This is a genomic window from Thiothrix unzii, assembly GCF_017901175.1.
Lineage (GTDB): Bacteria > Pseudomonadota > Gammaproteobacteria > Thiotrichales > Thiotrichaceae > Thiothrix > Thiothrix unzii.
In genome coordinates this window covers 1,315,297-1,327,743 of the sequence record NZ_CP072793.1, presented here as the reverse complement: position 1 = coordinate 1,327,743, position 12,447 = coordinate 1,315,297, and the positions used below count along the sequence as shown (strand labels likewise).

Sequence of the window (12,447 nt, the reverse complement as noted above, 5' to 3'; positions counted from 1 at the left end):
TTCGGCACAGGCCAACAAGGACGCTTACCCTATGATCACGGGCGAACTCAAATCCAAAATCGACAAAATCTGGGACACGATGTGGTCAGGCGGTATTTCCAACCCGCTGGTGGTGATTGAACAGCTTACCTATCTGCTGTTTATTAAGCGGTTGGATGAGTTGCACACCCTCAAGGAAAAACAGGCAAACCGTACCCGCAAGCCGCTGGAAAACCCGATTTTCAGTGAGGAACAAACCGCGTTGCGCTGGTCACGTTTCAAGGAAATGAATCCTGATGTGATGTTCGCTACCGTGCGTGATCAGGTGTTCCCGTTCATCAAAACGCTGGGGCAGAACACGGCGGATGCGGAAGCCACGCAAAACACTTACAGCCAGCACATGAAGGATGCCATGTTTACCATGCCGTCGCCGCGTGTGTTGTCGAACGTGGTGGATCAGTTGGATAGCATCGACATGAGTGATGCCGATACCAAGGGCGATTTGTACGAATACATGCTGGGCAAGATTGCCAGTGCGGGGCAAAACGGGCAGTTCCGCACGCCGCGCCATATCATCAAGCTGATGGTGGATATGACCGCGCCTACGCCACAAGATGCGATTTGTGACCCAGCGTGTGGGACGGCGGGGTTTCTGGTGGCGGCGGCGGAATATATGCAAGCACATCACCGCACTGAGATTTACCGCGATGCGGCAAGCCGCAAGCAGTATGTGGAAGAAACCTTTTTCGGCTTTGATTTTGATAACACCATGTTGCGGATTGGGAGCATGAATATGCTGCTGCATGGGGTGGATAACCCGGATATTCGTTATAAGGATTCACTGGCGGAACGCGGCGATAATGAAGGCGATGATAGCGAAACCTATTCGCTGATTCTGGCGAATCCGCCGTTTGCGGGCAGTCTGGATTACGAGTCCACCGCGAAAGATTTACAGCGAATGGTGAAAACCAAAAAGACCGAATTGCTGTTTATTGCGTTGTTTTTACGGTTGTTGCAAACCGGCGGGCGGGCGGCGGTGATTGTGCCGGATGGCGTGCTGTTTGGTTCGAGCAATGCACATAAGGCATTGCGCGAAATGATCGTGGAAAAGCACAAGCTGGATGGGATTGTGTCGATGCCTTCGGGCGTTTTTAAGCCGTATGCGGGGGTATCGACCGCGATTCTGTTCTTTACCAAAACCAACAAGGGCGGCACGGATAAGGTTTGGTTTTACGATATGCAGGCGGATGGGTTCTCGCTGGATGACAAGCGCAATCCGCAACCGGACAAGTCCGATTTGCCGGATATTTTGCAACGGTGGAAAGAACGCGATGGGGAGACGGAAAGCCAACGCAAACGTACCGACAAAAGTTTCCTCGTTCCCAAGGCAGAAATCGCCGCGAATGACTACGACCTCTCCATCAACCGCTACAAAGAAGTGAAACACGAAAAAGTCACGTATGACGCGCCGAAAGTCATACTCGAACGCTTGGCAAAACTCGAAGAAGAAATTACCAAAGGTCAGAAAGCCTTAGAGGGCTTGTTATGAATTGGTTTGGAAATGCCAAATCATGGCCTTTAGTTCCTCTCAAAGATATTTCAACACTGAAAAGAGGTTATGATTTACCTGTCAGTCAACGAAACTCTGGCAATGTACCGATCTATGCAGCCAATGGTAAAAATGGCTCGCATGACGATGTAAAAATAAAAGCTCCTGGTGTTATAACTGGCAGATCTGGAACAATTGGAAAAGTCCATTATACAGAAGAAGATTATTGGCCTTTAAATACAGCATTATACGTAACTAATTTTCACGGAAATAACCCAAGATGGGTTTATTACATGCTACAGTCATTTAAACTTGATCGATTTGTAGAAGGTGCGGGTGTTCCAACACTTAACCGAAACTTGGTACATGGTGAGTTAGTCCCTCTCCCACCTCTCCCCGAACAAAAACGCATCGCCGCTATTCTCGATGCTGCCGATGCTTTGCGTACTCAACGCCGCCAGTCCATTGCGGAACTGGATTTGCTGCTGCAATCGACGTTTTTGGAAATGTTTGGCGATCCGGTGGAGAATCCGAAGGGGTGGGAAGTAAAAAAACTAACCGAAACTGCACAAGTAAAAGGTGGGTTTGCTTTTAAAAGTGATGACTATTTACCTGAAAAAAATGGAGTTCCTTTGATAAGAATTGGAGAGGTTAATAGGCAAGATTTTGATGGCGACAAAATCATGCATTTGCCTATTGAGTTTATTGAAAAATATGATCGATTTATCATAAAAGATGGTGCATTATTGATGAGTCTAACTGGAACCATTGGAAAAAATGATTATGGAAATGTCACACTATTAAAGGGGCGGTCAGAAAAATATTTTTTAAATCAAAGGGTTGCCGAAATAAAACCAAACAAAAGTATTGATAAGAACTTTCTTTTTCATTATCTGAGAAATAAAGATGTTAAAAATATGTTGGTCAAGAATGATCGTGGAGTTCGTCAAGCAAATATAAGCAATAAAGACATCCAAGAACTATCTCTTATAGTTCCGCCCCAATATCTTCAAAATCAATACGCCATGATTTCAAAGTCCATCGAACTACAGAAATTACGCTTAAATAAACACCTATTAGAGTTGGATACGCTATTCGCCTCGCTTCAGCAACGCGCATTCAACGGCGAACTGTAACTACCGCCTTCGACTCCGCTCAGGCAACGGGCGTAACTCCGTAACCTGAGCGGAGTCGAAGCCAAGCTCAATCTTTCATCTAAGAAAATAAGTGTTATTATCGGCTCATCATTCATTTTGCTTGCTGTAAGGGCTATCGCATGAGCAACTTCGCCTTTGTGCCGAATCAGTTTCAGGAACTTAAACAGGCCGCACAAAAAGCCGAAAGCCACATCCACGGCGACCCACGCGCCGCCTGTTTCCATGCGCGCTTTGCCCTCGAAGCCGCTGTGCATTGGCTCTACCGCTACGACAACACCCTGCGGATGCCCTACGATCACTCGCTCAATAGCCTGTTACACGAGCCGGATTTTCAAAACCTCATTCCGCAGCAACTCTTCCACAAAGCCAAAGCAATCCAGCGGATTGGCAACCAGGCCGTGCATAACCCCGCTCCAGTCCGTCAACTCGACGCGCTGCAACTGGTCAAAGAGTTGCACCATATCGCCTACTGGCTAACCCGCAACTACACCCGCCCCCTGCCCCCAGCCATCGACTGGGATGATGCACTCGTCCCGCGCCCCCTTTCCCCCGATGCAGTTGTGCCACGCAAGCAACTCGAAGCACTCGAAAAACAGCTTGCCGCAGAAAGTGAAAAAGCCCTCAAACAACAACAAGCCGCCGATGCACTCAATCAAGAGTTGCAAACCCTACGCCAGCAACTCGCCGAACTGCACCAACAAGCCGCGCAACAAACCGATACCCACGACTATTCCGAAGCCGACACCCGCGCTTACCTGATCGACGTGGAAATTCGCCGCGCGGGTTGGTCATTGAACCAAAAGCGTGACCGTGAGTATGAAGTTACCGGAATGCCCAATAATCAAGGCATCGGCTACGCTGACTATGTATTGTGGGGCGACGATGGCAAACCCTTGGCAGTAATTGAAGCCAAACGCACCACCGTTGACCCTGCAAAAGGGCAACAGCAAGCCAAGCTCTACGCCGATTGTTTGGAGCAAATGCACGCTCAACGCCCGATCATTTACTACACCAACGGTTATGACACATGGCTATGGGATGACACCCAATATCCGCCGCGTCAGGTCAGTGGTTTCTACAACAAAGCCGCCCTGGGCAGCCTGATCTTACGCCGCAGCAACCGCCAGCCACTCGATTCCAAGCTGGTTAATGCAGAAATTGCCGGGCGTTATTACCAAAAACGCGCCATCGGCAGCATCTGCAAACAATTTTCCCAATCGCGCCGTAAAGCCTTGCTGGTCATGGCAACCGGCACGGGCAAAACCCGCACCGCGATTGCGCTGGTCGACGCGTTACAACGTGCCAACTGGATCAAACGTGTGCTGTTTCTGGCAGACCGCGTATCACTGGTGAAACAAACCGCGAATGCCTTCAAAAAGCACTTACCCGATTCCAGCCCGGTCAATCTGGTCACAGAAAAAGACACCGAAGGGCGCGTGTACGTTTGCACCTACCCCACCATGATGGGGCTGATTAACGAAACCCAAGGCAAGAGTGGCGAGGCACGTTTCGGGGTGGGCTATTTCGACCTGATTATCATCGACGAAGCCCACCGCTCGGTGTATCAGAAATACCGTTCCATTTTCAGTTACTTCGATAGCTTGCTGGTCGGTTTGACCGCCACCCCGCGTGAACAGGTGGATAAAAACACCTATGAGCTGTTCGAGTTGGAACCGGGTGTGCCGACTGATGCGTATGAACTGGAAAAGGCGATACGGGACGAGTTTTTAGTGCGCCCCAAAGTGGAGCAAGTGAATCTGCGTTTCCCGCGTGACGGCATTGATTACGACTCGCTGTCAGATGAAGAAAAAGAAGAATGGGAGAGTACCGACTGGGGCGATAATGCAGATGGCAGTGAGCGTATGCCCAAAAAAGTGAATGCCACCGCCATCAATCAGTGGTTGTTCAATATCGACACCGCCGACAAGGTACTCAAACACCTGATGGAACATGGGCATAAAGTTGCAGGCAATGATCGTCTCGGTAAGACCATCATTTTTGCCCGCTCCCACAAACACGCGCAATTCATTGAATCACGCTTCAATCACCATTACCCGGAACATGCAGGCCATTTTGCCCGCATTATCGACAATGAAGTGAAATACGCGCAAAGCCTGATAGATGATTTCTCGGTAGCCGATAAAGCCCCGCACATTGCCATTTCGGTGGATATGCTCGACACCGGCATTGATGTACCTGAAGTGCTGAATCTGGTGTTTTTCAAACCCGTTTACTCACGCATCAAATTCTGGCAAATGATCGGACGCGGCACACGCCTATGCCCTGATCTATTCGCGCCGGGTGAAGACAAACAGAATTTCCGCATTTTTGATTTCTGTTTCAACTTCGATTTCTTCCGCGAAAAACCGCAAGGCATTGAAGCGGGGACGAGTGCTTCATTAGGTTCGCGCCTATTCCAAACACGGGTGCAATTGCTGGCAGCGTTACAGGCTTCGGCTGGCTTCGACTCCGCTCAGCCAACGAATACGCCCCGTCGTTCCCTGAGCGGAGTCGAAGGGAACATCGCCGAAGGGAACACCTCGCTGCTAAACACCTTGAAAAACGGTCTATTCAACGCCGTTGCCGCCATGAACCGCGAGAATTTCATCGTGCGCCAACACACCCGTGCAGTAGAACGTTTTCAGGAACGCGCCAATTGGGACAAACTCAGCGAGGAAGATTGCCAAACCTTGCACCAACAAGTGGCGCAGTTACCTTTCCAGCCAGAAGCCGATGACGTTGAATCACGCATGTTCGATCTCAACGTATTGCGGATGCAAGTCGCCCTGCTGCAAGGCGATGCCAGAACCTTTGAAACGCACCGCCGCAAAGTGTTGGACATTGCCACACGACTGGAAGAAAAAACCAACATCCCCGCTGTCAAAACACAAATCAGTTATTTACAAGCGTTACAGGAGCCAACGTTTTGGGAGGACATTAACGCTGACATTTTGGAAGATTTACGCATTCGCCTACGTGCGCTCGTGCCATTCATTGACAAACGAGAGCGCAAGATTGTCTACACCAACTTCAAAGACGAGATTCTGGACATCAAAAAGGATGCGCCCTTTGACATGCCAAAAATGACCAGTACCCAATACGATAAAAAGGTCAAAGATTACTTGCGTTCCCATCTGGATAGCCTTGTGATTCATCGGCTGCGCACCAACAAGGCACTGACCGAAACCGATTTGCAAGGCTTGGAAACCACTTTGATCCAGATCGGTGAAGATGAAGGCAATGCCTTGTTTTCGGATTTATTAGCCCGCCATGAAGCCCCTTCGCTCCCGCATTTCGTGCGTAGTATGGTGGGAATGGATCACAGCGCAGCACACGAAGCCTTTTCACAATTCCTGCATGATAAAAGCCTGACCCCAGCACAAATACGCTTCATTGAAATGATCATCGAACAACTGACCGCTCGCGGGATTATGGAGTCCAGCGCACTGTATGAAGCACCTTTTACCAGCTTGCACGCGGGCGGCCCCGATGCACTGTTTGCGGGTAAGGATAACGTGATCGACGGCTTGTTTGATGCGCTGGAGAATACCAGCCCGAAAATTCAGAAAGCTGCTTGATCCATTAAAATGCAATCTTACCTCAACGGATAAAGATCATCGCACGCCAACGCTTCCCGGCAATCGCGCACCGCTTTGCCATTCGGCAATACCCCACCCGGCATCAGTTCAAGCAGCGGTAACACCACAAACGAGCGTTCGCAGATACCCGGATGCGGCACGCACAAATCCGCGTCCGCAATCCTAGCATTACCGTACAGCAGCAAGTCTAAATCTAAGGTTCGCGCCCCCCAGCGTAATGCCGCATCACGCACCCGCCCATGAGCACGTTCCACGCTAAACAGCACTTGCAATACGGCGTGCGCACCCAGCTCGGTGTCGAGTGCCGCGACTGCATTGACGTAATCGGGCTGATCTTGCGGCCCCATCGGTTTGCTGGTGTAAAAACGTGATACGCCGCGCAGGGTGATTCCCGGACTTGCGGCGAGGTGGGCAATGGCAGAATGCAGGTTAGCCAGCGGATCACCAAGATTGCTGCCTAACCCTATGTAACAACGCACCGCACTCATTCCGGCGCAACACTCACCTTGATGGTATTACTTTTGCGACGGCGTTTTTTGCGGCGGGGTTGCCCTTTCGGTGGCTGCATCGCTTTACACAAATCAATGCGCTCATCCGGGGTCGCGTGCTGAAAGGTTGTCCACCATTCGCATTCGTCTTGCAGGTCTTCACCGGATTGCGCCCGCAGGCACAGAAAATCATACGCTGCCCGAAAACGCGGATTCCCCAACAAAGCATTAGCACGGCGTAAATCGTGATAACGGAAACGGGTCTGCAATGCCCAAATTTCACGGGTAATATTGCTATAACGGCGCGGCACAGCAGTAAAATCAACCTGATCACGCAACGCATCTGTCGCCGCAATCTGCAATGCCTGCATTTCCGGGCAACCTTGGCTTTGCTCTAATTCAGACGCTTGATAAACCTTGTACCACAGCAACACTGCGTACAAAAACGCAGGCATAACCGAACGCCCTTCAGTAATGCGCTCGTCAGTATTGGTCAATGATAACTCAACCATCCGCGCAAAATTACCCGTGGTATCTTCCTCAAGGCTTTCCGCTGTCAACGGTAATAAATGCGGCAATACCCCGTATTCACGCAACAAACGGTAAGTCGCCAAACCGTGACCGCTGTGCAATAACTTAATGATTTCGTCAAATAAACGTGCGGAAGAAATACCCTCAAGCAAAATTGCCAGCGGCGCAATCAAATCGCGTATACTCGGTTCCAGCTTGAAATTGAGTTTCGCCGCAAAGCGCAACGCCCGCAGCAAACGCACCGGATCTTCGCGGAAACGCTGTTCGGGATCACCTAGCAAGCGAATTCTGCCATGACGCAAATCGTCCAAACCACCCTCGCAATCCAATAACTCACCGTTGGATGGATTATAAAACAAAGCGTTAATGGTGAAATCGCGCCGCCACACATCCTCTTCCAGCGTACCATAAACGTTATCGTGAATAATGCGCCCAGCATCGTTCACTTTACCGCCATCGTCGCTATCATCATGCGGAGCGCGGAAAGTAGCCACTTCCAAATAATCGCGCCCAAAGTAAATGTGTGCCAGCCGGAAACGCCGCCCGATTAAACGGCATGAGCTGAATAATTTACGGATTTCTTCCGGGCGGGCACTGGTGGCAATGTCAAAGTCTTTAGGGGTCAAATTCAGCAGGAGGTCACGCACGCAACCGCCCACCAAGTACGCTTCATAGCCTGCTTTTTGCAAACGCCGAATCACGTCTTTAGCGCGACCACAAACTTTATCGGGATGAATTACAAATTCCATTTCAGACACGGTTATGCCGTAACTCCGGGAAGAAAAGTGGTAATAATACCACTACACAAGCTCAACACATACCCTACATGCAACTTTTTTACAACACTTCACAACAAGGTTTTTGCCATGACAATCGCATCTTCGCGCCCCACTAAGGCTGGGTAATAACCTTTGCGCACCCCGATCTCATTAAAACCGGTATTGAGGTACAAACGGATTGCAGAAAAATTACTTTGACGCACTTCCAAAAAACACATTGTCGCGTTGGCAGCGCGGGCAATACGTTCTAAAGTGCTTAATAAACGGCTCCCCAAACCCTTGCCTTGACGTTCAGGATCGATGCAAATATTCAGCAAATGCATTTCATCCATCACGAACATCATCGCTGCATAACCCGTCAACACGCCGTTTTCTTCATAAATCCAGCACGAATAATGGTGTTTGAGGCAATCCGCAAAAATACGTGCTGTCCAAGGAAACGGGAACGCACGCGCCTCAATCGCCATAATCGCCGCGAGGTCGGCTTCCGTCATCGGACGTAACGGCAAAAAATCAGGATCAGTTAACATGAGTAGCCAATATTTCGCGGGCAAACTGCAAATCTTCCCACGCCTTGCGCTTATCGGCGGGTTGGCGCAGTAAATACGCAGGGTGATAAGTAACCACAACGGGTGTACCGCTGACGGGTGCTCGGTGTTGTTTGCCGCGTAACCGCGCTAACGGCGCATCGGTGTGTAACAGATTTTGCGCAGCAATCCGCCCGACAACCAAAATCAGGGTGGGATTCACCAATTCAATCTGACGTTCTAAATAGCCCCGGCAATTCGCGGCTTCGTCGACTTTCGGATCGCGGTTATTCGGTGGGCGGCATTTCAGCACATTAGCGATGTACACCGATTCACGCGGCAAACCGATAGCTGCCAGCATATTATTCAGTAACTGCCCTGCCCGCCCGACAAAAGGCTCACCGCGCCGGTCTTCATCCGCACCGGGAGCCTCACCAATAATCATCCAACGCGCTTGCACATCGCCCGTACCAAACACTGCTTGGGTGCGGGTTTTGGCTAGAGCACAGCGGGTGCAGGATTGGACGGCGGCGCGGAGGTCTTGCCATGAGAGATGGGAGCAAGAACCCCTCCCCCCCTGCCCCGCACCCAACCCCTCATCGGGTCGTCCCTCAAGGGGAGAGGGGAGCGAAGAAGGATAAAGAGATGTTAAGTTAGTGAGCACAGCCTCTTGCCCCTCCTCTCCCCTTGAGGGAGAGGGGGATGGGGGGTGAGGGGCATCTTTAGGCATCCATACCGGAATCCCCATCACCTGCATATACCGCTGGCGTAGCCCCGCATCCACCTTAGTTACACCCCTTGATGGTGTTGCGGATGATCACGCAGGCTTTGGCTGGCGAGTTTATTCCAAGCATCCACGTAAGCTTTCGCGGAAGCCACCACAATGTCGGTGTCCGCACCATGCCCGTGGATAATGCGTCCGGCTTTTTCCAAACGCACCGTGACTTCGCCTTGTGCATCTGTACCGCTGGTGATGTTATTTACCGAATACAGGGTCAAATTTGCTGACTCGCCGACCACGGATTCAATGCATTTAAACACCGCATCCACTGGGCCGCCGCCGATGGCAGTAACGGTATTTTCCACGCCATTGGCTCTTAACGTCACCCGCGCCTCTGGAGCTTCGCCAGTGGTCGAACACACGTGGGAAGACACCAATTCGTAAATCGCATCGGCCTGACCTGAACGTGCATCCATCATCAACACCATCAAATCTTCGTCGAAAATGTCGTGTTTACGGTCAGCCAAATCCTTAAAGCGCGTGAACGCAAGATTGAGTTCCGCCTCGGAAGCCAATTCAATCCCCAAATCCTGTAAGCGGGTTTTCAAGGCATTACGCCCAGAATGCTTACCGAGGACGATTTTGTTATCGCTCCAACCCACGTCTTGCGCACGCATAATTTCGTAAGTTTCGCGATGCTTTAATACGCCATCCTGGTGAATCCCGGATTCGTGGGCAAACGCATTCGCGCCCACAATCGCTTTATTAGGTTGCACCGGAAAGCCCGTAACGCTGGAAACCAAGCGTGAAGTCGGCACAATATGCGTCGCGTCAATGCGCGTTTCAACCGGGAATACGTCGGCACGAGTGCGCACCGCCATCACGATTTCTTCCAACGAGGCATTGCCCGCACGTTCGCCCAAGCCATTGATAGTACATTCCACCTGACGTGCGCCTTGCATCACCGCTGCCAAGGAATTACCCACTGCCAAGCCGAGGTCATTATGGCAATGCACCGAGAAAATCGCTTTGTCGGCATTCGGGATGGTTTGAATTAATCTGCCTACAATATCACCAAACACCGATGGAATCTGATACCCAACCGTGTCTGGAATATTGATGGTTCGCGCCCCCGCATCAATCGCGGCTTCAATCACGCGGCATAAAAACTCGAATTCAGAACGCCCGGCATCTTCGCAGGAAAATTCCACATCATCGGTGTAGTTACGCGCCCGTTTCACTGCATAAACAGCCTGCTCCACCACCTGATCGGGGGTCATGCGCAATTTGTTTTGCATGTGAATCGGTGAAGTCGCAATGAACGTGTGAATACGCCCGGAATTGGCGGCTTTAATCGCTTCCGCCGCACGGTCAATATCCTTATCCAAAGCGCGGGCAAGACCGCACACGGTACTGTCTTTGACAATCCCGGCAATGGCTTTCACCGACTCAAAATCGCCGGGGCTGGCAATCGGAAAACCGGCTTCGATAACATCCACACGCATTTTTTCCAACATCAAGGCGATGCGGATTTTTTCTTCCTGCGTCATGGAAGCACCCGGACTTTGTTCGCCATCGCGCAAAGTGGTGTCGAAAATGATTAAACGTTGTTTTGACATGAGTTTGCTCCAAACGGCTGCCTGCGTGCGTTAGTGTTGACAGGCAACCTATCTACGAAATATCTGGTGGGTAATGATAGCGCGTGTTGCCCCGCCGGGCGTAGGAATTTATGCCGCCCAGCAGGGCAGTCGCAGGTAGGAGAGCAGGAATGGGTAACGTGTCGTATTCATGGTGCTGACGCTACACCAAATGTGGGTTGAGTTCAAGTAATGCTAAATTGATATGCCGAACGCGCCGCAGCCAATTCCTGCTGTGTTTGCAAACGTGTTAACGTCACATCACGCTGAATCATTTCAGATGCTAATACTTTAGCCACGTAAATTTCCTCCAGCTCCTGATCAGCTTTCGCATCAGCTTCAGCTTTAAAACGCACGTGCTGCAAACGCGCCACGAATTCCCCGCGCTCCCACTCCATGCACTGCAAGGCACTTTCAAAATCGGTGCGACGTACCATCAACTCCGTCTCACGACGTTGCAGGTGGCATTGTTTACGGTAATCACAACGCAGTTGTTCCAACAACGCCAAGCCTTTAGCATCCATCCAATTAGCTGTGTCGTAATAGCGGCTCTCGGTTTCGGCTAACATTGGTATCGTCAACGCAATCAACTGCAAACCGTCAATCTGCAAACGTGACTCTAAAATAGGTGTTAAACGCTCAAGCATCGACTGGCGTTGTTGATGCAAATGTTCCAACGTTGTCGCCGCAACCAACGTCGCCACCACACCTTTGCATTCAGTTTCCCACCACAAAATCAAATTTTGCCATCCGTCTTTTTGCAACAAACTACCCGCTTTCAAAAGCTGTTCGGGGGTTGCCTCAATACGCACACTAGCAATCAGGCTCATGTCTACTCGTAGCAAATCTTTAGTGCGCAAGGAATCCTCACCCGACAAGATCAATTCCAAACTGCGGGTTTGCAGATCAAGTTGCGTTAAACGGTGTAAACCGGGAATCACAAATGCGCCTTGCTGTAATAGCAATACCGGTTTTCCCAAGCCTGTTCGCAAATAAGCAGCACCCACTGACGGACGAAAATACAGCACGTACACCAAGAGCATCAATACGCCTGCTGCCGCCACAAACAACCCTTCATAATAAAATTGATTAATAGTAGTCATGGGATTAGGTCACGCAGCCAAGCCAGAAACACGTCCACCAAAATAGACATCCAACAACTGCAATGGGCGCACTTCAAGTACCTCAGCCACCCGAATCAAGGTTGAAATTTTGGTTTCTTTTATACCTGAATTCAATAAGTTATACCATGTTTGCCGAGAAATTCCCGCCTGTTGTGCTACTTGTGTATTAGACAGACCCTGCTTGCGCATCTGTTGAAGCAAAAATAAAGACAATGCCTGTGCCGACATAAAGAAGCCCCCCTGCTAAAAACTCATTATCAATCTTTTATATGGCTATATTTTTATCAGTAATAGCAACAGATCGTCAAGCCCATTTGACACTTTTTTGTGTATGATTCGCTCAGGTTAACTTTTGA

10 protein-coding genes are annotated in these 12,447 nt (G+C 50.3%); 3 read left to right on the top strand and 7 right to left on the bottom strand.

The annotated features are described in order from the left end of the window. Positions 1-31: 31 nt before the first annotated feature. From J9260_RS06810 to J9260_RS06800, 3 genes are all read left to right on the top strand, one after another. Entirely contained in the window at positions 32-1,528 is a 1,497-nt protein-coding gene (locus J9260_RS06810) for a type I restriction-modification system subunit M (protein WP_210220267.1), read from the top strand. Continuing rightward, the gene (locus tag J9260_RS06805; RefSeq protein ID WP_210220266.1) at positions 1,525-2,664 is read left to right on the top strand and encodes a restriction endonuclease subunit S; all 1,140 of its coding nucleotides are present in this window, start codon (positions 1,525-1,527) and stop codon (positions 2,662-2,664) included. The genes J9260_RS06810 and J9260_RS06805 overlap by 4 nt, the downstream gene beginning before the upstream one ends. Positions 2,665-2,804: 140 nt before the next feature. Further along, entirely contained in the window at positions 2,805-6,263 is a 3,459-nt protein-coding gene (locus tag J9260_RS06800) for a DEAD/DEAH box helicase family protein (protein WP_210220265.1), read from the top strand. Between the two features lie 17 nt (positions 6,264-6,280). On the opposite strand, the gene folK is transcribed toward J9260_RS06800, so the two are convergent. From folK to J9260_RS06765, 7 genes are all read right to left on the bottom strand, one after another. Beyond that, positions 6,281-6,772: a 2-amino-4-hydroxy-6-hydroxymethyldihydropteridine diphosphokinase gene (gene folK, locus J9260_RS06795; protein WP_210220264.1), complete on the bottom strand. Its 492-nt coding sequence runs from the start codon at positions 6,770-6,772 to the stop codon at positions 6,281-6,283. Next, positions 6,769-8,052 carry a polynucleotide adenylyltransferase PcnB gene (gene pcnB / locus J9260_RS06790; protein ID WP_210220263.1) on the bottom strand — a complete coding sequence of 428 codons (1,284 nt, stop codon included), beginning with the start codon at positions 8,050-8,052 and terminating at the stop codon, positions 6,769-6,771. Before pcnB ends, folK begins: the two co-directional genes overlap by 4 nt. A gap of 98 nt (positions 8,053-8,150) precedes the next feature. Further along, positions 8,151-8,612, bottom strand: a complete 462-nt coding sequence (gene rimI / locus J9260_RS06785) for a ribosomal protein S18-alanine N-acetyltransferase (RefSeq protein ID WP_210220262.1) — start codon at positions 8,610-8,612, stop codon at positions 8,151-8,153. Then, on the bottom strand, positions 8,602-9,087 hold the full coding sequence (locus J9260_RS18650; RefSeq protein WP_246499668.1) for a uracil-DNA glycosylase: 486 nt from the start codon (positions 9,085-9,087) through the stop codon (positions 8,602-8,604). Before J9260_RS18650 ends, rimI begins: the two co-directional genes overlap by 11 nt. A gap of 311 nt (positions 9,088-9,398) precedes the next feature. After that, positions 9,399-10,949, bottom strand: coding sequence for a 2-isopropylmalate synthase (locus J9260_RS06775; RefSeq protein WP_210220261.1), 1,551 nt, complete (start codon positions 10,947-10,949; stop codon positions 9,399-9,401). Between the two features lie 203 nt (positions 10,950-11,152). After that, positions 11,153-12,070: an SPFH domain-containing protein gene (locus J9260_RS06770; RefSeq protein WP_210220260.1), complete on the bottom strand. Its 918-nt coding sequence runs from the start codon at positions 12,068-12,070 to the stop codon at positions 11,153-11,155. 9 nt (positions 12,071-12,079) lie between these two features. Further along, positions 12,080-12,319 carry a helix-turn-helix domain-containing protein gene (locus J9260_RS06765; RefSeq protein WP_210220259.1) on the bottom strand — a complete coding sequence of 80 codons (240 nt, stop codon included), beginning with the start codon at positions 12,317-12,319 and terminating at the stop codon, positions 12,080-12,082. Positions 12,320-12,447 lie beyond the last annotated feature (128 nt).